At 68.7% G+C, this 21443-nt stretch carries 20 protein-coding genes; 12 read left to right on the plus strand and 8 right to left on the minus strand.

Annotation, left to right across the window (positions count from 1 at the left end; all coding sequences use genetic code 11):
- The coding region (locus ABZX92_RS37660; protein ID WP_355570240.1) for a superoxide dismutase [Ni] at positions 1–213 on the minus strand (213 nt) is incomplete at its 3' end.
- Between the two features lie 76 nt (positions 214–289).
- Here ABZX92_RS37660 and ABZX92_RS37665 point away from each other — a divergent pair.
- Positions 290–592 (plus strand): S24 family peptidase, encoded by a 303-nt coding sequence (locus tag ABZX92_RS37665; protein ID WP_355570241.1) that lies wholly within the window; start codon positions 290–292, stop codon positions 590–592.
- Here ABZX92_RS37665 and rfbC read toward each other — a convergent pair.
- A complete protein-coding gene (gene rfbC / locus ABZX92_RS37670; protein WP_355570242.1) occupies positions 582–1181 on the minus strand; it encodes a dTDP-4-dehydrorhamnose 3,5-epimerase in 600 nt (199 codons plus the stop codon). The genes ABZX92_RS37665 and rfbC overlap by 11 nt on opposite strands.
- A gap of 381 nt (positions 1182–1562) precedes the next feature.
- Here rfbC and ABZX92_RS37675 point away from each other — a divergent pair, with 381 nt between their 5' ends.
- Entirely contained in the window at positions 1563–2711 is a 1149-nt protein-coding gene (locus ABZX92_RS37675) for a malic enzyme-like NAD(P)-binding protein (protein ID WP_355570259.1), read from the plus strand.
- Between the two features lie 224 nt (positions 2712–2935).
- Positions 2936–6100: an EAL domain-containing protein gene (locus ABZX92_RS37680; RefSeq protein WP_355570243.1), complete on the plus strand. Its 3165-nt coding sequence runs from the start codon at positions 2936–2938 to the stop codon at positions 6098–6100.
- Here the strand turns inward: ABZX92_RS37680 and ABZX92_RS37685 are convergent.
- Entirely contained in the window at positions 6097–7386 is a 1290-nt protein-coding gene (locus tag ABZX92_RS37685) for a hypothetical protein (protein WP_355570244.1), read from the minus strand. The genes ABZX92_RS37680 and ABZX92_RS37685 overlap by 4 nt on opposite strands.
- Positions 7387–7395: 9 nt before the next feature.
- Positions 7396–8946, minus strand: coding sequence for a bis-aminopropyl spermidine synthase family protein (locus tag ABZX92_RS37690; protein WP_355570245.1), 1551 nt, complete (start codon positions 8944–8946; stop codon positions 7396–7398).
- A 132-nt stretch (positions 8947–9078) separates the two neighbouring features.
- Here ABZX92_RS37690 and ABZX92_RS37695 point away from each other — a divergent pair, with 132 nt between their 5' ends.
- The 4 genes from ABZX92_RS37695 to ABZX92_RS37710 are packed head-to-tail and all read left to right on the plus strand — an operon-like array spanning position 9079 to position 12360.
- Positions 9079–10161 (plus strand): ABC transporter ATP-binding protein, encoded by a 1083-nt coding sequence (locus ABZX92_RS37695; RefSeq protein WP_355570246.1) that lies wholly within the window; start codon positions 9079–9081, stop codon positions 10159–10161.
- On the plus strand, positions 10158–10796 hold the full coding sequence (locus tag ABZX92_RS37700) for an ABC transporter permease (protein ID WP_355570247.1): 639 nt from the start codon (positions 10158–10160) through the stop codon (positions 10794–10796). The genes ABZX92_RS37695 and ABZX92_RS37700 overlap by 4 nt, the downstream gene beginning before the upstream one ends.
- A 5-nt stretch (positions 10797–10801) precedes the next feature.
- On the plus strand, positions 10802–11467 hold the full coding sequence (locus ABZX92_RS37705; RefSeq protein ID WP_355570248.1) for an ABC transporter permease: 666 nt from the start codon (positions 10802–10804) through the stop codon (positions 11465–11467).
- Positions 11464–12360, plus strand: a complete 897-nt coding sequence (locus ABZX92_RS37710; RefSeq protein ID WP_355570249.1) for an ABC transporter substrate-binding protein — start codon at positions 11464–11466, stop codon at positions 12358–12360. The genes ABZX92_RS37705 and ABZX92_RS37710 overlap by 4 nt, the downstream gene beginning before the upstream one ends.
- A gap of 33 nt (positions 12361–12393) precedes the next feature.
- Here ABZX92_RS37710 and ABZX92_RS37715 read toward each other — a convergent pair whose 3' ends face one another.
- The 4 genes from ABZX92_RS37715 to ABZX92_RS37730 all read right to left on the minus strand — a co-directional run bounded on the left by ABZX92_RS37715 (position 12394) and on the right by ABZX92_RS37730 (position 15163).
- Positions 12394–12909 carry a GNAT family N-acetyltransferase gene (locus ABZX92_RS37715; protein WP_355570250.1) on the minus strand — a complete coding sequence of 172 codons (516 nt, stop codon included), beginning with the start codon at positions 12907–12909 and terminating at the stop codon, positions 12394–12396.
- A 171-nt stretch (positions 12910–13080) separates the two neighbouring features.
- Positions 13081–13911, minus strand: coding sequence for a haloalkane dehalogenase (locus ABZX92_RS37720; RefSeq protein ID WP_355570251.1), 831 nt, complete (start codon positions 13909–13911; stop codon positions 13081–13083).
- 10 nt (positions 13912–13921) lie between these two features.
- A complete protein-coding gene (locus tag ABZX92_RS37725) occupies positions 13922–14344 on the minus strand; it encodes a MarR family transcriptional regulator (protein ID WP_355570252.1) in 423 nt (140 codons plus the stop codon).
- 36 nt (positions 14345–14380) lie between these two features.
- The gene (locus tag ABZX92_RS37730) at positions 14381–15163 is read right to left on the minus strand and encodes an IclR family transcriptional regulator (RefSeq protein ID WP_355570253.1); all 783 of its coding nucleotides are present in this window, start codon (positions 15161–15163) and stop codon (positions 14381–14383) included.
- A gap of 113 nt (positions 15164–15276) precedes the next feature.
- Here ABZX92_RS37730 and ABZX92_RS37735 point away from each other — a divergent pair, with 113 nt between their 5' ends.
- The 5 genes from ABZX92_RS37735 (at position 15277) to ABZX92_RS37755 (ending at position 21234) form a co-directional block, all read left to right on the plus strand.
- Positions 15277–15804 carry a SigE family RNA polymerase sigma factor gene (locus ABZX92_RS37735; protein WP_355570254.1) on the plus strand — a complete coding sequence of 176 codons (528 nt, stop codon included), beginning with the start codon at positions 15277–15279 and terminating at the stop codon, positions 15802–15804.
- A complete protein-coding gene (locus ABZX92_RS37740) occupies positions 15801–16742 on the plus strand; it encodes a hypothetical protein (RefSeq protein WP_355570255.1) in 942 nt (313 codons plus the stop codon). Before ABZX92_RS37735 ends, ABZX92_RS37740 begins: the two co-directional genes overlap by 4 nt.
- A 77-nt stretch (positions 16743–16819) precedes the next feature.
- Positions 16820–18325 carry a histidine ammonia-lyase gene (hutH, locus tag ABZX92_RS37745; RefSeq protein WP_355570256.1) on the plus strand — a complete coding sequence of 502 codons (1506 nt, stop codon included), beginning with the start codon at positions 16820–16822 and terminating at the stop codon, positions 18323–18325.
- Complete coding sequence (gene hutU, locus ABZX92_RS37750) at positions 18326–19981, plus strand: urocanate hydratase (protein ID WP_355570257.1); 1656 nt, start codon at positions 18326–18328, stop codon at positions 19979–19981.
- 83 nt (positions 19982–20064) lie between these two features.
- Positions 20065–21234 carry an allantoate amidohydrolase gene (locus tag ABZX92_RS37755; RefSeq protein ID WP_355570258.1) on the plus strand — a complete coding sequence of 390 codons (1170 nt, stop codon included), beginning with the start codon at positions 20065–20067 and terminating at the stop codon, positions 21232–21234.
- Positions 21235–21443 lie beyond the last annotated feature (209 nt).

Genomic DNA, 21443 nt, shown 5'->3' on the forward strand with positions numbered 1-21443 from the left:
GAGCTGCGTGCTTTCCACGCCGAGCACGGCATCCAGACCGAGGCCTGGTCGCCGCTCGGCCAGGGTGGCGAGCTGCTCTCCGACCCGGTGATCGCCCGGCTTGTCCGACTCGGCCTCGATGCGGGCCTGCGCGGGGTCGTAGACGCCACAGGGCAGGTCGCAGTGCGCGGTTGCAACGACGCGCGGGCGGAGAATGCGCGACACGAGTCGCATCGTTCCTCCCAGAAATGAAAAAACAGTGGATGCTCCGACAGGTAGGACCCTACTCCGGCTGACCGAAGGGTGATCGTTGAGACCGCGTCTCTCCACCGTGCTCGTGCAGGGGCCGTCGATGGTCCCGGCCCTGCGCGACGACGACATCGTGCTGGTCAGATGGGGTGTGGAACCCGCGGCCGGGCAGGTGGTCCTCGTCCGCTGGGCCGGCAGGCCGGATCAGCTGTCGGTCAAGCGTGCCTCCCACCCAGTGGACGGCGGGTGGCACGTGGTGGGAGACAACCCGTTCGCGAGCACGGACTCCGAGCAGCTCGGACCTGCGGAAGTGCTCGGAGTCGTCAAAGCTCGACTATGGCCGAGGCCCAGGATCAGGCTTTGAGCGAGGCGTACAGCGCCAGGCAGTCCTCGTAGCGCGGCAACGTGCCGGCCTCGAAAGCTTCAGCCAGAGTTGGCGCGGCCTTGTCCTTCTCCGAGAGCAGGAACTCCAGCTCGCGCGGCCACGGCAGGTCCAGCGCCGGGTCGAGCGGCGTCAGGCCGTGCTCGCCGGACGGGTTGTACGGCGTGGAGCACAGGTAGCTCATGGTCGTGTCGTCTTCGAGAGCGATCATGGCGTGGCCCAGGCCCTCGGCGAGGTACACGGCGTTGCACTTCGAAGCGGTCAGCAGCACGGCCTCCCACTGGCCGAACGTGGGGGAGCCGACGCGGATGTCGACGACCACGTCGATCAGCGAGCCGCGCGGGCAGTAGACGTACTTCGCCTGGGACGGCGGGACGTCCGCGTAGTGGATGCCGCGGATGGTGCCCGCGCGCGAGACGCTGTGGTTGGTCTGGGCGAGCCGCAGCGGGTGGCCGACCGCCTCGATGAAGGCGGCCTCCTGGTACGGCGAGACGAACACGCCGCGGTCGTCGGGAAATGATCGAGGGGTGAACTCGAACGCACCGTCAATTTTCAGCGAACTCGCCTGCATGCCGTCACTCTAAGGCGTCAAAGTTTCTTGACCGATCGGGTGCTTCCTGCCTGCATAAACCGACCGGTCGGTGCAGAAAACCGGACGGACGTCTTGCTACATGCCCTCTGACCTGCGGAAAAAGTGTGATCCCCGCCGCAGACAGCAGCGCGCGACCCTGCCACACTTCCGTCACCCGCAGCACTCGGGCGACTTTCCGACGCAACTCGTCGGAGGCGTCGACCGAGTTTCGAGGCCCCGTGTACCCGGCGTGACAACGCTGGGCCGGTGCGCCGTCTGGTGATGAGCCCATGTCCGGGGCTACTACGCCGCCCGCACCGCAGGAGGGACGCCGTGACAGCAGTGAACGAAGCCCGTACCGAGAACTCCGATCCGACGCAGCTGACGGACGAGGAGATCTTCAACGCGCACCTGGGCGGGAAGCTCGAGGTCGGCGCGACCGCCTCGCTCGCTGACCCGAAAGCGCTGTCCATCGCGTACACCCCTGGTGTCGCACGAGTGAGCAAGGCCATCGCGGAGGACGCCTCCCTCGCCGCGAAGTACACCTGGGCGCACCGCCTGGTCGTCGTCGTGAGCGACGGCACCGCGGTGCTCGGCCTCGGCGACATCGGCCCCAGCGCGTCCCTGCCCGTCATGGAGGGCAAGTCCGCGCTGTTCAAGACCTTCGGCGGCCTCGACTCCATCCCGCTCGTGCTCAACACGACGGACGTGGACGAGATCGTCGAGACGCTCGTCCGGCTGCGTCCGTCGTTCGGCGCGGTCAACCTCGAGGACGTCTCCGCGCCGCGCTGCTTCGAGCTGGAGCAGAAGCTGATCGAGGCGCTCGACTGCCCGGTCATGCACGACGACCAGCACGGCACGGCCGTCGTGTCGCTCGCGGCGTTGAACGGCGCGAACACGGTGCTCGGCAAGAACGTGGGTGACCAGCGGGTGGTCATCTCCGGTGCGGGCGCCGCGGGCATCGCGATCGCCAAGATCCTGCTCGCCGCCGGCGTCGGCGACATCACGCTGATCGACTCGCGCGGCATCGTCCGCACCGGCCGGTCGGGTCTCAACCCGATCAAGGAAGAGATCGCGGCCGTCACCAACAAGTCGAACCTCGACGGCGGCATCGACGTGGCCCTGCGCGGTGCGGACGTCTTCATCGGCGTCTCGTCGTCGAAGGTGTCCGAGGACCTCATCGCGAGCATGGCGGACGACTCGATCGTGTTCGCACTGTCCAACCCGGACCCCGAGGTGCACCCGGACGTCGCGGCCCGGCACGCCGCGATCGTCGCGACCGGCCGCAGCGACTTCCCGAACCAGATCAACAACGTGCTCGCGTTCCCCGGCATTTTCCGCGGGGCTCTCGACGCGGGTGCGCGACGGATCACCGAGGGCATGAAACTCGCGGCCGCCGATGCCATTCTGGCCGTTGCGAAAGATGATTTGGGCCCAGACCGAATTGTTCCATCCGCACTGGACCCGCGGGTCGGACCCGAGGTCGCGGCGGCTGTCGCGGTCGCGGCAAAGGCCGACGGCGTGGCCTGATTCAGCCCGGATATTCGCCACCCATTTGCAAGTACCGGGTACCGGAACCACGAACGTGGCTTTTCGTTAACCCGTGCAGGGGTGGGCGATGACGCTCCGAAGCGCTACCGTCCCTCTCCTCGGGTGTTCACCCGAGGAGAGGGTTCGTGTTTGCCGCCGTTCGGGTGCCGTTGTCGTGTCCACCCGAATTGCCGCGGGCGGCGAATGCGGGAGAGGGTGGGCCGGTGCCCAAGTGGGTAGGACGCGCGACGGTGGTGAACGGCCGTGCACGGACGGCTGGCAAGCCTCCGGTGACGTTGGACGGGCTGACCCTGCCCGACGCGCCGTCGTTGCTCGTGGACATCAAGGGTGTCGTCATGCAGGCGAACCCCGCTGCGGTGGAGCTGGCCGGCGCGCAGGGAGCCGACGACCTCGTCGGGCACCCGCTGGGTGAGCTGCTCCTCGGCAACCAGGCTGACCTGCGGTTGTTGCGCCGCGACGGCTCCGAGCTGCCGGTGCGCGTCGCGAGGCACGCCGTTCCCGGTACCGGCCTGCAGGCCGTTCTGCTGATCGACGTCTCCGACCTCGCCTCGGCCGCCGACGCGTTGCGCGACGAGCAGCGCCGGCTGCGCAAGGTCCAGCGGGTCGCGGAGCTGGGCTCGTGGGAGTACGACCCGGAGACCGGCCTGACCGTCTGGTCGGACACCCACTACGAACTTCTCGGCGTCGAACGCGGTGCGGTCGTGCCCGGCGCCCAGGCCGTCCTGGACGTGGTGCACCCGGACGACTACCACTACGTCGAGTCGTACTGGCAGGGCCGCGAGATCACCGGCGACCCGATCGACATCGAGTACCGGATCGTGCGGCCCGACGGCCAGCTGCGGTGGATCCGCGGTGTCGCCGAGGCTCGTCTGCTCGACGACGGCCAGCTCGACAAGATCACCGGCTACATCCGTGACATCACCGAGTCCAAGCGCGCGGCCACCGAGCTCGCGCAGGAACGCGCGCGGCTGCTCGAAGCCCAGCGCATCGCCCGCATCGGCAGCTGGGCGTACGAGACCGGAACGCGCGCGGTGCACCGCAGCGAGGTGCTGCTGGAGATGTACGCCGAGCTCGGCATGACCCCGGACGACGACCTCCTGAGCGGCGTGCACCCGGACGACCGCGAAGCCGTCAAGGAGATCCGGCACCAGCTGCTGCACACCGCCGACGACGCCCCGATCGAGATCGAGGTCCGCAGCGAGATCGGCGACCGCGTCTACATCTGCCGCGTGCGCGCCGAGATCTCGCCTTCCGGCCGGGTGGAGCGCTACCACGGCACCATCCAGGACGTCACCGAAGCACGTGCTCTGGAACGCCAGATGCGCGAGGACCGCCGAAGACTGGCCGACGCGCAACAGGCAGCGCGCCTCGGCATGTGGGAGTGGAACCCGGCGACCGGCGACGTCGTCTGGTCGGACATGCTGCGCGAGCTCTACGGCATCCCGGCCGACGTCCTGGGCAGCTACCAGACCTATCTCGACCTCGTGCACCCCGAGGACCGCGGCTGGGTCGACGACCTGTGGCGGCAGCTCGCCGTCGACGAGGTCGCCGTGCAGTGCGAGCACCGCGTGGTGCGCCGCGACGGCTCCACCCGGATCTTCCGCTGCCACGGCATGATCGTGCGTGACGCGCACGGCAAGCAGCTCGCCGTCGGCACCGCCCAGGACCTGACCGAACAGCGCGCCGCCGAGGCTCGCATGAAGCGTTCTTCGCAGCGCTTCACGGATCTCGTGTCCGTGACGCCGGTCGGCATCGGGTTGTTCGACGAGGGCGAGCGGCTGGTCGACGCGAACGACGCGCTGTGCGACCTGCTGGGCATGGAGCTGGAGCAGCTGCGCGGCATGACCGCCGAGCAGCTCACGCACCCCGAGGACACGTCACCAGGTCTGCAGTGGGCCGCCGAGCGCACGCAGAAGATCCCGCAGCGGATCCTGGTCCGCCCGGACGGCGAGAAGGTCTACTGCGAGCTGCACATCGCGTTGTCGGTGCAGGACGACGGCCGCCGGTTCTGGCTGATCGTGTTCCTGGACATCACGGAGAGGCGCCGGACCGCCGAGGCGTTGCGGCACCAGGCGACGCACGACGAGCTGACCGGGTTGCCGAACCGCGCTCTGGTCAAGGAGATGCTCGGCAAGCTGCTGGACGGGCCCGGCCGGTCCAAGGTCGCCGTGTTCTTCTGCGACATCGACAACTTCAAGCGCGTCAACGACTCTCTGGGCCACGACGCTGGCGATGAACTCCTGGTGGCGCTGGCTCGGCGGCTTGAGGGCGGCTTGCCCGACGGCTGCACCGCGGCACGTCTGTCCGGCGACGAGTACGTGATCATCTGCGAGGACATCGACTCCGTTGGTGGCGTGGATGCTCTTGCCACGCGGGTCGCTTCGTTGTTGCGCACTGCCGTTCCGGTGCACGGACAGCTGGTTCGGGTCTCGGCTTCCATCGGTGCTGCCGTGCCGAACGGTTCGCGGGCCAACGGTGCGGACCTGCTTCGTTTCGCCGACGCGGCGATGTTCGAGGCGAAGCGCAACGGTGCCGGGCGGGTTTCGCTGGCCTCCGCGGCGTTGATCGCTTCCGCGGACCGCCAGGTGCACCTCGAAGGCCAGCTGCGCGATGCCCTGCAGCACGACGGGCTGGCGTTGCACTTCCAGCCGGTCGTGGGCGTCGACGGCGCCGTGCTGACCGCCGAGGCCCTGGTGCGCTGGCCGCATCCGGACCGCGGCCTGCTGCCGCCGGACGTGTTCCTGCCGGTCGCCGAACAGGGTGACCTGATGCGCGAGCTCGACCGCTGGGTGCTGCGAACGGCGTTGAAGGAAGCCGCGACCTGGCCCGCGCCCGACGGCCGCCCGGTGTCGGTGGCGATCAACCTGGCGGGCCTGGTGCCGGGCGATCCGGAGTTCGTCGACATCGTGTCGACCGCGATCATGGAGTCCGGCGTCCCGTGGGAACGCGTGGTGCTGGAACTGGTCGAGACCGCGTTCGTCGACCTGCCGTCCCGCGTCCGCCAGTCGATGGACGAACTGGTGAAGCGCGGCGTGCAGTTCGCCGTCGACGACTTCGGCACCGGCTACTCGTCGCTGGCCCGCCTGAAGGACCTGCCCGCGCAGATCATCAAGGTGGACCGCCGCTTCGTCTCCGGCGTGGGCAACGACTCCTCGGACTTCGCCGTCGCACGTGCCGTCGTGGACATGGCTCGCGCGATGGGGCGCAAGTGCGTGGCCGAGGGTGTCGAGACGGCCACGCAGTTCCACGTGCTGCGCGGAGTCGGGGTGGACGCGTACCAGGGCTGGTTGTTCTCGCGTCCGGTGCCGCCCAAGGAGTTCCGCGCCGTTCTGGCGTTGGGACCCCTGCACATCCCCCGGGCTGGTTAGTCGGTCTGGTACTCGGCGACGATCTCCCTCCAGGTCATCTCCCGGCGGTTGACCTTGACCTCCAGCGTGGTCTGCATCGCGAACGGCGCCGACTTCGACGAGTACGCCGTGGCGTCGAGGGTCACCACCGACGGCTTGGTCACCTTCAACCAGAACTCGTTGCGGGAGAACATCGTCCGGCCCGCGTGCACGACGGGCACGTCGAGTTCCATCAGCGCGCTGCCCGGACCTTCCTGCTTCAGCACAACGAACTGATCGCGGGGTGGCTCGTAGAGGTTCAACACACTGATGGTGTGGGCCTGGACGACGGTGTCCGGTCTCGTTCCAGGTACTGGGGCAAGGGCGGGCCGCGGGCTCTCAGCGCGGACGAATTGGTTGTCACTGGTGCTGGACGTGACGACGATGTCGAGGTGGAGGTGCTCGACGCCGTCCATCTCGGTGTTGACCAGCGCGAGCCGGAACGCTCGGTGCGTGTTCTGTTCCAGATGGAGGCCTACGAGCACGCGGTGGTAATCCGGGCCTGGGGCACCGGGGGCGGCGAACCTGATCGTCTCGTCGGTCTCTGGCACCACGTACGCGTTGACCACGTCGCCAACCTGGAACCGAGCGAGGTTCGGCTGGTAGTCGGGGATGTCGTCGATGTCCACGCAGACGATCTGGTCCACCTCGATCAACGCCTCCGCTGACAGGGGCGTGAGCGGATCTCCTTCCGCGAGCCTCAGCTCCAGCCCGGTGTGCTGCGGAAGATCGGTGTCGCGGTTCTCGTCTCCAGTGTCCCGCGCCACGAGCTCCCGCACCTTCAACGCCAGGTGACGAGCGAATTGGTCGCGGAACTCGGCGGTCGTTGCGTAGTCCTCGACCTGGCCTGACGGAAAAGTCTTCCTGAACTCCTGCAGCCTGTGGAGCTCCTGGGGGTCAAGCTCGTCCGGGGCGATCGGCTCCCGGGAGAAGTAGAGCATCACCGGTTTGCCCGCGTCGCTGACCCGCTGGATCTCCTCGGCCGTTCCGCTCTCGGCATCCCCTGTGGGTGTGCCCAGCCTCGTCCAGAACACGCCGACCGCCATGTCGCAGTGGTCGACGACCTCACGGTTGATCCTGCCCTGCCGGCGTTCATTCAACTCGGGAGAGGAGTGGGTCTCATAGCGCAGCGGGAGCAGCACGATGCTCTTCTCGCTGGAGTTGAGGTAGTTCCACTCGTGGATGACCTCGGTGATGATGTCCCGCTCCGCCTCCACGTCACCCGGTGAGGCGATGAGGATCTGGAACACGCGCGCATCGAATGCCACCGAACCAGGCTAGCTCTCGGGCCGCTCCACATACCGCGCGCTGGCTGAGATCTCCGGCAGCAACGCCGCGATCCGGTGCTTCGGCAGGTCGATCAACCGCAGTTCGAGGTCGTCCGATGACGTTCGCGCGTTGTCGACGATCTCCGCAGCCTGCTTCTTGGTCAGCACCCCCTGCGACGCCGTGATCAACGCCTCGCGCCACACGTTGCGCAGCTTGCCGTGCGCCTTCATGAGGACCTCGCGGATCGCGCGGTCGCCCAATGACAGCGTGCCGGTCAGCACTTGATCGGCGACGACGATCGTCGTCTTGCCATCTGGGTTGTTGCGCAGGAACTTCAGCTTGAACCGCGTCCGCACCAGCTCCTGCAGTTCCTTCTGCCCGGCTTCGGACGACACGGCCGGATGGTTGTTCGGCACCAGGCAGGCCAGCCGGGCAGGAGACGAGGCGAGCAGAGTGCGCAGCAGCCACGGTCCCGGATCCGCTGACAGGTCAACGGCCAGCGACGCCGCGCCCTTGCCGACGGGCTCGGCCCACCCGGCCGCGCGGGGCTTCGGCGGCGGTGAGGACTCCGGTCGTGGCGCCAGTTCCGACAGGGCGGCAAGGGCCTCGCGAGACGGGCCCGAGGACTCCACGGACTGCGCGCCGTGCGTGTAGATCCGGGTGCCGCCGGACACCGCACGCCTCCCGGTCGGCCGGCACACGTACAGGTCGGCCGCCGATCCGATGGCCTGGGCGCCGTCGAACCGGTGGAACGCGGGCAGGATCGCCTCGAACACCAGGCCCAGCTTCTGCAGTTCCTGCTGCACCTTCAACCCCAGCGCGGGCGTGCGGTCGGAGAAGCCGTAGGCGAGCAGCACCCGGCCGTCGGACACGTCGCTGAGCGCCTCGACCGCCCGTCCGGCGAAGAGGCCCATGCCCTCCGGCGTGTAGGGCGGGTCGCTGAACACGAGGTCGAACGACTCGAGAACCGACTGGGGCAGCCCGAAACGCATGTCGCAGTGCAAGGTTCGGATGTCGAGGCCACGAGTCGAGGCTCGGGAGTCGATGAACTCCAGCAGCCGCTCGTCCAGATCCACGACCGCAATTGAGACGTGAGGATTCACGGCGGCGACGGCGAGCGACGTCAGGTCGTGGTCGCCGAGGCACAGCAAACGCTTGCCTTTGAGGTCGTAGGCGGAATCCAGCCACACCGCGCGGTTCAGCGCCGTCTCCGCGGTCGCCTGCACGTGGTCCAACGAGGACAAAGGCGCCGGGACGTCGGCGATGTCGACGAGGATCTGCCTCAGCACGTCGTTGTGGTCGCGCACGCCCGAGATGCCGAACTCCGACCGGTAGGAGGCCACGACGCCGGGCGCGATGCGGTAACGATCGTCTGAAGATTCCGCGTCGTCGCCGAGGGCCTTGAGCAGGTCCTGGACGGTGCGGCGGGGTACGGCGGGCAGGCGCACGAGCTCGGCCAGCGGGTGCCAGTCCTCGCTGAGCAGGGACAACACTTCGCGGAGCTTGCGGGCGTGTACCCCGCGCTCCGACACCAACTGGCGAACCTGGTCGATCGTCACAAGCGCTAAACCATACGGCCAGTCACATGGTGGAACGCTGTGCCGGGGTACGCCGAACGAGTTAAGGTCTCTGGGATCTACATCCAGGGCGGCCCAAACGGGGTGGCCGTCACGACCGGAGGGATCCGAAGGGTGATCGAGTTCCGGGCCGTCACCAAGCGGTTCGAGGACGGGACCATCGCTGTCGACGAGCTCGACCTCACGGTCGAGGCGGGCACCATCACGGTGTTCGTCGGTCCTTCCGGCTGCGGCAAGACGACGTCGCTGCGCATGGTCAACCGCATGATCGACCCGACGTCGGGCACGATCCTGGTGGACGGCAAGGACGTCCTGTCCGTCGACCCGCCGACGCTGCGCCGCGGCATCGGCTATGTCATCCAGCAGGCCGGGCTGTTCCCGCACCGGACCGTGCTGGACAACGTCGCGACCGTGCCGCTGCTGTCCGGTTGGGACAAACGCAAGGCGCGCACCCGTGCGGCCGAGCTGCTGGAGATCGTCGGGCTCGACCCGGCGTTCGGCAAGCGGTACCCGGCTCAGCTGTCCGGCGGTCAGCAGCAACGCGTGGGCGTCGCCCGGGCGTTGGCGGCCGACCCGCCGGTGTTGCTGATGGACGAGCCGTTCAGCGCGGTCGACCCCGTCGTCCGGGAAGACCTGCAGAACGAACTCCTTCGCCTGCAGGCGGAACTCGACAAGACGATCGTGTTCGTCACGCACGACATCGACGAGGCGCTGAAGCTCGGCGAGCGCGTCGCGGTGTTCCAGACGGGCGGGCACCTCGCGCAGTACGCGAAGCCGACAGAACTGCTGGCCGCTCCCGCCAACGACTTCGTGGCGTCGTTCGTCGGCAGGGACCGCGGCTACCGCACGCTCACGTTCCTGCACGCCGACGTGCCCGTGCACCCCATCACCACCGCCAAGCTCGGTGAGCGGGTCACCGTCACGGACTGGACGCTCGTCGTCGACGACGCGAACCGCCCCAAGGGCTGGCTGTCCGGTGTGGACGGTGAGGTCGAGGTCGGCGACCAGCACCTCATCTCCGGGGGTTCGCTCTACGACGGCGGCACCCTGCGCGGTGCGCTGGACGCGGCGCTCAGCTCGCCGTCCGCGCTCGGCGTGGTGGTCGACGACCAGGGCGCGGTGACCGGTGTGGTCAAGGCGGACGACGTGATCAAGGCCCTCGCGAAGGCCCGCGCGGCGGGTGAGGTCCCGAAGTGACCTGGATTTTCGAGAACTGGGAAAGGTTCTGGGAAGTCACCGTGGTGCACCTCCGGCTCTCCGTCGTGCCGGTGCTGATCGGGTTCGTGCTGTCCATCCCGCTGGGGTGGGTGGCGAGCCGGTCGGCCACGGCGCGCGCGATCCTCTTCCCGCTGGCCAACATCCTGTTCACGATCCCGTCCATCGCGCTGATCGTGATCACCCCGGTGCTGCTCGGCGTGAAGATCCTCGACGAGATCAACGTCATCGTGCCGCTGACCATCTACACGGTCGCGCTGATGGTCCGCTCGGTCGCCGACGCGCTGTCGGCGGTGCCGGGGCACGTCACCGCCGCTGCGAACGCGATGGGGTTCCGGCCGCTGCGCCGGTTCCTCACGGTCGACTTCCCGCTGGCGTTGCCCGTGACGATCGCGGGTCTGCGGGTCGCGACGGTGTCGAACATCAGCATGGTGAGCGTCGGCGCGCTCGTCGGCCTCGGCGGCTACGGGCAGCTCTTCACCGAGGGCTACCAGACCGACAACAGCGCCAAGGTCTTCGCGGGTCTCATCGGGACGGTCGTGGTCGCGGCGCTGGCGGACGGGTTGCTGTTGCTGATCGGTCGAGTGCTCACGCCGTGGGCAAGGGCGGGGAGGTGAGCTGAATGGGCGGCTGGCTCTTCGAACCCGCGCACTGGTCCGGCCCGACCGGGATCCCGGTGCGGCTGCTGGAACATCTCGGCTACACGCTGCTGACCCTGGTGATAGCCGCGGTGATCGCGATCCCGCTGGGCGCTTTCGTCGGCCACACCGGCAAAGGCGGGTTCCTGATCGTCGGGCTCTCGAACGTGCTGCGCGCGCTGCCGACCACCGCGGTGCTGATCCTCGTGGTGCTGTGGGCGGGTCTCGGTGACTTCCCGGTGTACGTCGCGCTGGTGCTGCTGGCGATTCCGCCGATCATGGCGGGCACCTACGCGGGCATCCGCGCGGTGGACCCGGTGACCGTCGACGCGGCCCGAGGCGTCGGCATGCGCGAGTCGGGAGTGCTGCTCCAGGTGGAGATCCCGAACGCGCTTCCGTTGATCTTCGGCGGTTTCCGCGGCGCCGCACTGCAAGTGGTCGCGACCGCCACCATCGCCGCCTACACCGGCGCCGGTGGTCTGGGCAGGTTCGTCTTCGACGGCCTCGCCCTGCAGGAGTTCGGACAGATGCTCGCCGGCGCGGTGCTCGTGGCACTGCTCGCCGTTCTCGTCGACCTGGGGTTCGCCGGCCTGCAACGGCTGACGGTCTCGCCAGGGCTGCGTCCAGTGGGAACCGGAGGAACGAAATGAAGCGCATCGCCACGGCTGTCGCTGCCGTGATGCTCTTGTCGGCGTGCGGCGGTGACCCGTTGCAGGGCGGCAACAACAACCCGGCCCCGACGGACACGATCGTCGTGGGCTCCGCCAACTTCCCGGAGTCGACCGTGCTGGCCGAGATCTACGCCCAAGCGTTGGCGGCCAAGGGCGTCAAGGTCTCCAAGAGGCTGAACATCGGCAACCGCGAGCTGTACTTCAAGGGTGTGCAGGACGGCTCGATCGACCTGATCCCGGAGTACAGCGGCGTGCTTCTCAAGCACGTCAACAAGGAAGCCCAGGAAGTCAGCTCCGACGAGGTCTACACGGCGCTGAAGAAGTCGCTGCCGCAGGGCCTGACCGTGCTCGACAAGTCCTCCGCGGAGGACAAGGACGCGGTCGTCGTCACCAAGCAGATCGCGGCGCAGTACAGCCTCAAGTCGATCGACGACCTCGTCCCGTACTGCAAGGACCTCGTCTTCGGCGGCCCGGCGGAGTTCCAGAACCGCCCCGACGGCCTGCCCGGCCTGAAGGCCAAGTACTCCTGCGAGTTCAAGCAGTTCAAGTCGCTCGACGTCGGCGGCCCGCTGACCGTCGCGGGCCTCAAGGACAACACGGTGCAGGCGGCCGACCTGTTCACGACGGACGCCGCGATCAAGGCGAACGAGTTCGTGGTGCTGGAAGACCCGAAGAACGTGTTCGCCGCGCAGAACGTGCTGCCGCTGGTCAACGAGAAGAAGGCGTCGCAGCAGGTTCGCGACACCCTCAACGCCATCGCGAAGAAGATCGACACGAAGACGCTGCTGGACCTGAACCAGAAGCTGTCGGCGCCGGACAAGCCGGAGCCGGAGAAGGTCGCCAAGGAGTGGCTCGCCTCCGCGGGCATCTGATCGAGTTCTGAAAACCGCTGACCCGCAGTCGTTTTACGGCTGAAGGTCAGCGGTTTTTGCTTGTACGGCCAGGTAGGTGTCGATGTCTGTGTAACCGAGTGAGTGGTTGACGCGGAGCATGTGTTCGTTGTCGCTGCTGGTGCGCGTGTGGATCTCTTCGACGCCGGTCAGGTCGTGCAGCATCCGCGCCTTGATCAGCCGGCCCAGTCCCTTGCCGCGATGCGCCGGCAGCACGACGGTGTGCAGCTGCTCGGCCGCGCTCGCCACCGCGGGGTCCTGTTCGACCACCGTGACACCGGCGACTTCGCCTTCGTGCAGCAGGAGAACGACCCACCGGTCGGCCGTGTCTTCCCGGACGCTCTCGACTGTGTTGTACGCGTGGTCGAGGGCGGTTTCGCGGAACGGCGCGTCCGCGACCGCGTTGAGCCCCTTGACGTACGCCTCGATGAACTCCTCCGGTACCGCGCCTTTCCACGTGACCAGTTCATAACCGGGTGGCAGCTCGGCGACCTCCGGCAGCTCGGCGAGCGCCAGCCGTTGACTCGTCATGGAGGTGACGACCCGGAACCCGCGGGCGGCGTACCGAGCAGTGAGCGGCAAAGGCGTCGTACGGCACCAGTGGTACCTCGGTCCAGGCTGATCGGACGTCGTACAGGCCGCGCCGGTCTTCCTCCGACGCCTGCGCGAAATCCAGCTCCTCGATTGTTACCCCCATGCGCGCTATGCAATCAGGCCGTGGCGCTCCGCCCAAGCGGCGACCTCGGCGGCGATCTCCTTCGGCCGGTCCTCCTGCGCGTGATGTCCTGCCTCACCAACGGAAACGACGTCCAGCGCGGCGATGTTCCGCTCGCACCAAGTGCGCAACTGTGGTCCGATCAGCAACGTCGGCGAGCCCTCGAAGGTGAGCAGCAACTTGGGCACCTGCGACTCGGCCAGCCACGCGTCGTAGGCCTCGATGCGCTGGATCAGTTCGGCAGGCTCGCCGTCGAACGGCATCTGCCGCGCCCACGCGAGCACCGGCCGTCGGCTGGACGTGTCGGGGAACGGCGCCAGATACGCGGCCATGTCCTCGTCCGACACGGGCGTGCGCACACCGCCGGTGTACGCCTGGCGCACGAACCCGTCGTCGTCCAGCGACTCGGCAGCGCGGAACCTGCGCAGCCGTTCCTGGGCGGGCGACGGGAGTTCGGAACCGGTCATCGGCTTCACGATCGTCTCGAAGAACGCGATACCGGCAACGCGCGAGGGATGCCGAGCGGCCCAGTCGAAGGCCAGCGCGCCGCCCCAGTCGTGGCCGACGAGCACCACGCGGTCCAGACCCAAGGCGTCGAACCACGCGTCGAGGTGGCGGGCGTGGTCGGCGAACGAGTACGCGATGTCCGGCTTGCCGGAGCGGCCCATGCCGATCAGGTCAGGTGCCAGGCCGCCCAGCTCCGGCAGCACGTTGCGCCAGGAGTGCGATGAGCCCGGGTTGCCGTGCAGGAACACGAACGGCGCGGAGCCGGACGACGAGTAGTGCATGGTCGAGTCGAGGACTGGGATGGAAGGCATCGGGACTCCTCTAGTCAAGCGAGACGGCGAGCAGCGCGACGAGCTCGCGGGAGAAGGCGTCGGCGCGGTCACCCAGCGGCTCCAGCAACCGGTCCAGCAACGAGCTGACCAGCGCCACGGCGGGCTCAACCGTCGTACGTCCATGCGCGGTCAGCGACAGCCGCACAGTGCGTGTGTCGACGGCATCCCGTGCGCGCGAGATGAACCCCGAGGATTCGAGTGCGCGCGCCAGCTTCGAGACGTACAGCGCCTCAAGGCCCGTGTGGTCGGCCAGTTCGCGTTGCGACGGACGGTCCAAAGCCAACAAGGAAGCCAGCACGACGTACTGCGCGTGCGTCAGCCCGAGGGGGTCCAACGCGCGGTCAACGGCAACCCGCCACTTCATCGCCAGTCGCCACACGAGGTGCCCAGCTGAGAACTCCGCACTGCTCATGGCGGATACGGTACATGGCTACTATGTATATGGCTACTAAGTGACGACGTGCCCGCCGATGCGCGTGGTCAGCTCATCGGCCGCCTTGCGCACCTCTTTGGCCAGCTCGGGCCACGTCTGGCCGCACGGGGTGTCGCAGAGGTGGCGGAACGTCAGCGTGATGGCCGCGATCGGCCGCTCGCCGTGGTCGAACACCGGCGCCGCCACCGACGCGAACCCCGCGGTCACGAAGCCGTCCTCGACCGCCCAGCCCTGACGGCGCTCGTTGGTGAGCAACCGGCGCAGCGCAGGCAGGTTGTGCGGTCCCCGGCCGGTTCGGTCCACGAACGAGGCGACCGACGGGAACAGGGCTCTGACCTGTGCCGGAGGTACGTGCGCCAGCATCGCGCGCCCGGACGCGGTCAGGTGCGCGGGCAACCGGACACCGACGTCGGACACGATCGTCTGCGGTTGCCGGGGCTGCTCCCGCACCAGGTACAGGGCCTCGGCACCGTGCAGGACGCCCAGATGCGCGACCTTCTCCATCCGGTCCGCGAGCTTGCGCAGCAACGGCCGGGCCAGGCGCTCCAGCGGGTCGTGCCGCAGATACGCCGAGCCGAGTTCGAAGGAGGCGACGCCCAGGCCGTACCGCTTCTCCTCCGGGAAGTGCGTCGCGAAGCCGGCCTCGGTCAGCTCCGACAACAGGTGATACGTCGTTGACCTGGGCAGATTCAGCTCGCGCGCCACTGACGCCGCGGAGACCGGTCCCGGTCTGCCCGCCAGCAACCGCAGCACCGCGAGTCCGCGTCGCAGTGCGGGAACGTCACTGCTGCTGCCCACAACAGTGATTTTCCCACGTGATGCACCCCACGCCGTTCCTCCATCAGTGCACACTCAACAGAACAGCCCGCACGTGCGTTGGAGTGGCGTGACGGTTTTGAAGGGGGTCGGGATTGACACCGAGTTTCGATGACTTCGTGGCAGAACAGGTGACCCCGTTGCTGCGCTATGCCACCGTGCTCACGTGTGACCCGCACCTGGCCCAGGACGTGGTCCAGGAAGTGCTGCTGCGCGCGCAGCAGAAGTGGGATCGCATCGGTTCAGTCGACCTCCCCAACGCCTACGTCAAGCGCATGGTGACCAACGAGTACCTCTCGTGGCGCCGCCGCAGGGCTGCGAAGGACGTCGCCCTCTGCATGACGACGCTGGAGTCCGTCACCCCGCCCGTCGGAGACACGACGCACCACTACGACGAGCGGGAAGCAATGTTGCAGCGGATCGCCAAGCTGCCCCGCAAACAGCGGGCCGCGATCGTGCTCCGCTACTACGAGAACTACGAGGACTCGGAGATCGCACAGATGCTCGGTTGTGCCGAGGGAACCGTGCGCAGCCACATCTCGCGTGCGCTGGCCACACTCCGCCTGGACCACACGCCGGAGCCCGCTGGTGTCGGGTTGCGGCTCGGGGAGGGCCTGTCGTGAACGACACCGAACAGCTCGTCAAGGACGCGCTCGGCAAGCTCGCCGAACGCACCCCGCATCCGGGGCCGACGTTGAACGCGCTGCGGCGCAAGCGCAAGCGGCACCGCAACGTCTTCATGATCGCCACCGCCGGCATGGCCGCCGTCGCGGTCCTGATCTTCGCGGGCGTCATCGCGAGCGACCGGTACGCACCCCCGAAGGGCAACGACGCGGCCGCCGTGCTCATGCCGGGCAACGGCCAGGCCGTCGCGCTCAAATACGCGCCGCACTGGCTGCCGAACGGCTTCGTCGAGAACTTCCGCGGCACGAACGACCAGGTCTCCCGCGTGTGGGTGCCGAAGGGCGACCAGGGCTACCCGTTCACCGACGGCCGCCCGACCGTGGTCATCGGCACCAGCGCGGAGATGCCGGACGTCAGCTCCGGCTGGAGCGAGGCGACCGTCCGCGGCCTCAAGGCTTGGGTGCGGACCGGCCAGGGCCAGTCGCCGGGCTCGACCGCCCGCGTGGTGTGGAAGGCGCAGGACATCCTCAGCGTCGAGGTGCGCGGAGTGGACGACGTGCAGGCGGTCGCGCTGCAGGTCGCCGAATCCGTGCGCGCCGACGCCAAGATCGCGTACAAGCCGCCGTTCAAGCTCGACGGCAGGTTCGCCGACCACATGTGGGGCACCGCGGCGGACACGTGGGAAGCGATGACGAACTGGAAGAACCAGGTCAGCGTGCACGTCGGGACGACGGCGCCGCAGCTCCTCGGTCAGACGCAGCAGATCGCGGTCCGCGGCAGGCAGGGCCTTCGCGCCGACAACGGCGTGGCGGTGTTCGACGGTTCCGTGTGGATCTGGGCGACCGCGGAGTCGTACAGCGACACCGTGCTGGAAGCGGTGAACAAGGTCGAGCTCGTGGACTCTCCTGACACGAGCTGGATCGGCAAGCCTCTCTAGGCCCGCTGTCTGGCATCCCAGACACGCATCCGCGCTCCGGGGTCGCTGAGTCGGCCCCGGAGCGCTGTGATGTCTGCATGCGACAACCGGTGGAGCTGGGTCCGAAGCCTCTGACCCTCGAGGACGTTCATGCCGTCGCCCGCGACGGCGCCCCGGTGGAGATCACCGAGGCGGCCCGTGAGGCGGTCACCACCGCCCGCGGCCACATCGAACAGCTCGCCACGGCCGAACGCCCCACCTACGGCGTCTCGACCGGGTTCGGCGCGCTCGCCGTCCGGCACATCCCGCCGGACCGCCGTGCCCAGCTGCAGCGGTCGCTGATCCGCAGCCACGCCGCCGGCTCCGGTCCCGAGGTCGAGCGGGAGGTCGTGCGGGCGCTGATGCTGCTGCGGCTGCGCACCCTCGCGACCGGCCACACCGGCGTCCGGCTGTCCACTGTGGACGCAATGGCGGGCATGCTGAACGCCGGCATCACCCCCGTGGTGCACGAGTTCGGCTCGCTGGGCTGCTCCGGTGACCTGGCACCGCTCTCCGCCAGCGCGCTGGCGTTGATGGGCGAGGGCATGGTCCGCAACGCCCGCGACGAGCTCGTTCCCGCCGCCGAGGCACTGGCGGAAGCCGGCATCGAACCCGTGCAGCTGGCCGAGAAGGAAGGCCTCGCGCTGATCAACGGCACCGACGGCATGCTCGGCATGCTGTCGCTCGCGATCGCCGACCTGACCAAACTGCTCGACATCGCCGACCTCACCGCCGCGATGAGCGTCGAGGCGCTGCTCGGCACCGACCGCGTCTTCGAGCCGGAGCTGCACGCGCTGCGCCCGCACCCCGGCCAGAACCTGTCAGCTGCTCGGATGCTCGCATTCTTGCGAGACTCCGAGATCGTCGCCTCGCACCGCGGCCCGGACTGCACCCGCGTGCAGGACGCGTACTCGCTGCGCTGCTCCCCGCAGGTGCACGGCGCGGCCCGCGACACCGTGGCGTACGCGGCGACGGTGGCCGACCGCGAGCTGTCGTCCGTGATCGACAACCCCGTGGTGCTGGCGGACGGCCGGGTCGAGTCGAACGGCAACTTCCACGGCGCGCCCGTCGCCTACGCGCTGGACTTCCTGGCCATCCCGCTCGCGGACGTGGCCTCGATCGCCGAACGCCGCACCGACCGCATGCTCGACGTCTCGCGCTCGCACGGCCTGCCGCCGTTCCTCGCCGACGACCCCGGCGTCGACTCCGGCCACATGATCGCCCAGTACACCCAGGCGGCGATCGTGTCCGAGCTCAAGCGGCTCGCGGTGCCGGCGTCCGTCGACTCGATCCCGTCCTCCGCGATGCAGGAGGACCACGTGTCGATGGGCTGGTCCGCTGCCCGCAAGCTGCGCAGGGCCGTCGACGGTCTCACCACCGTGCTGGCCATCGAACTGCTCACCGCCGCGCGTGCTTTGGATCTGCGCGCGCCCCTCAAGCCCGCCCCCGCGACGGCTGCCGCCGTGGCGAAGTTGCGCGAGACGGTCCAGGGACCCGGTCCCGACCGCCACCTCGCACCCGAGATCGCCGCCGCCGAGGCCCTGATTCGAAGTGGAGCTCTGTAGATGAAGGACGCACAGAACGTCGTTCGCGCTGACCGAGGCACCGAGCTGACCGCGAAGAACTGGTCGACCGAGGCCGCACTGCGGATGTTCCACAACAACCTCGACCCCGACGTCGCCGAGCGCCCCGAGGACCTGGTCGTCTACGGCGGCACGGGCAAGGCCGCGCGCGACTGGCCGTCGTTCGACGCGATCTCCCGCGAGCTCGCGAACCTCGAAGCCGACGAGACGCTGCTCGTGCAGTCCGGCCGTCCGGTGGGCGTCATGCGCACGAACGAGTGGGCGCCGCGCGTGCTCATCGCGAACTCGAACCTGGTGCCGGACTGGGCGAACTGGCCGGAGTTCCGCCGCCTGGAGGCCGAGGGCCTCACGATGTACGGGCAGATGACCGCGGGTTCGTGGATCTACATCGGCACCCAGGGCATCCTGCAGGGCACGTTCGAGACGTTCGCCGCCGTCGCCACGAAGCGGTTCGGTGGCACGTTGCGCGGCACTCTGACGGTGACGGCCGGACTCGGCGGCATGGGTGGCGCGCAGCCTCTCGCCGTGACGATGAACGAGGGCGTCGCGCTCTGCATCGAGGTCGACCCGCACCGGGCACAGCGTCGGCTGGAGACTCGCTACCTGGACGAGATCGCGGCTGACCTGGACTCCGCGATCGAGCGCGTGCTGGCCGCGAAGGCCGCCGGCGAGGCCGTTTCCGTTGGTGTCGTGGGCAACGCGGCCGAGATCCTGCCGGAGCTGCTGCGGCGCGAGGTCGCCGTCGACATCGTGACGGACCAGACCTCCGCGCACGACCCGTTGGCGTACCTGCCTGTGGGCGTGGCGTTGGAGGACTGGGCGTCGTATGCCGCCGCGAAGCCGGAGGAGTTCACCGACCGGGCGCGCAAGTCGATGGCCGCGCACGTCGAGGCGATGGTCGGTTTCATGGACCGCGGCGCCGAGGTGTTCGACTACGGCAACTCGATCCGCGGCGAGGCCCAGCTCGGCGGCTACGACCGCGCGTTCGCCTTCCCCGGCTTCGTGCCCGCGTACATCCGGCCGCTGTTCTGCGAGGGCAAGGGCCCGTTCCGCTGGGCAGCGCTGTCCGGCGACCCGGCCGACATCGCCAAGACCGACGCCGCGATCCTCGAGCTCTTCCCGGAGAACGAGCAGCTGCACCGGTGGATCAAGATGGCCGGTGAGCGCGTCGAGTTCCAGGGCCTGCCCGCGCGCATCTGCTGGCTCGGCTACGGCGAGCGGCACCTCGCCGGACTCAAGTTCAACGAGATGGTGGCGTCGGGCGAGCTGTCCGCGCCGATCGTGATCGGTCGCGACCACCTCGACTGCGGCTCGGTGGCCTCGCCGTACCGCGAGACCGAGGCGATGGCCGACGGTTCCGACGCGATCGCTGACTGGCCGCTGCTCAACGCGCTGGTCAACACGGCTTCTGGCGCGACCTGGGTGTCGATCCACCACGGTGGTGGCGTCGGCATCGGCCGGTCGATCCACGCCGGTCAGGTGACGGTCGCGGACGGCACCGAGCTGGCCGCGCGGAAGATCGAGCGCGTGCTGACCAACGACCCCGGCATGGGTGTCATCCGGCACGTGGACGCCGGGTACGACGAGGCCAAGTCCGTGGCCGCCGACAAGGGCGTGCGCATCCCGATGGAGGGCTGAGAATTGTCAGACCTCGCTGGGACAATTGAAATCGGGGGACCCCCTGGAGGGGACCCCTGCGTGAGCCTGCCGGTGGTGGCTTGATGCTGGAGCAGATCGCGGACGTCGGGCGGGACCCCAAACGCGGCGGCTACTCCCGCCACGGTTACGCCAAGCCCGAGCTGGAGCTCCGGCACTGGTTCGTCGAGCAGGCCGTCAAGCGCGGCCTGAACGTCGAGACCGACCAGAACGGCAACCTCTGGGCGTGGTGGGGTGAGCGTGGCGACAACGCGCTCGTCACCGGCAGCCACCTGGACTCGGTTCCCGGCGGTGGCGCGTTCGACGGCCCGCTCGGCGTGACCAGCTCCCTGCAGGCCGTGGATCTCCTGCAGGCCAAGGGGTTCACGCCGAACAGGCCGTTCGCCATCGCGGTCTTCGCCGAGGAGGAAGGCGGCCGGTTCGGCGTCGCGTGCCTCGGGTCCCGGCTCCTCACCGGTGCCATCGACGCGGACAAGGCCCTCAACCTCAAGGACCCGGACGGCATCACGCTGGCCGAGGCGATGAAGGCCGCGGGCTACGACCCGGACCTGGCGGGCAAGGACACCAGAACCCTCAACAGGATCGGCCAGTTCGTCGAGCTCCACGTCGAGCAGGGCCGTGGCCTGACGGTCCCGGTCGGCGTCGCGAGCAGCATCCTGGCGCACGGCCGGTGGCGGTTCACGTTCGCGGGCGAGGGCAACCACGCCGGCGCCACGTTGATCGAAGACCGGAGAGACCCCATGCTCCCGGCGTCGCAACTCGTACTCGCAGCCCGGAAAGCGGCCCGCGGAGGTGGCCGGGCGACGGTCGGCAGGCTCGTTCCCAACCCCGGCGGCACCAACGTCATCGCGTCCACTGTGGACGTCTGGCTGGACGCGCGCGACACCGACGACGAGCGCACCCGCGCGATGGTCGCCGAGATCTCCGAGGCAGCACACCAAGCCGCCGAGGAGGAGGGGTGCGAACTCAGGATCACCGAGGAGTCGTACGGCGACACGGTGTACTTCGACACCCAGCTGAGAGACGACATCGCCGGAGCGCTCGGCGGCGTTCCGGCACTGCCGACCGGTGCGGGTCACGACGCGGGCATCCTCGCCGCGCACGTGCCGACCGCGATGCTGTTCGTGCGCAACCCCACCGGCGTGAGTCACGCGCCGGAGGAGTTCGCCGAGCAGTCCGATGTCGACGAAGGCGTCAAGGCTCTGGCCGCGACGCTCGAACATCTCGGATCATGACTCGCCCGGCCGCATTCCTCGCTACGGTCCGCCCATGCGTTTCTGGGGGATTCTGCTGGTGTTGATGCTGACGGCGTGCACGGTGCCAACGCCGAGATACGAAGGCGCGGAGCCGACGACTCCGGCCGTGGAGCCGCCTGTACAGGGCGCGCTCTACGGCCGGGTCATGCACGCCACCGGCACGGCCGCGCCACGGGCAGCGGTCGGGG

The sequence above is a fragment of the Lentzea sp. NPDC006480 genome (assembly GCF_040611995.1).
Lineage (GTDB): Bacteria > Actinomycetota > Actinomycetes > Mycobacteriales > Pseudonocardiaceae > Lentzea.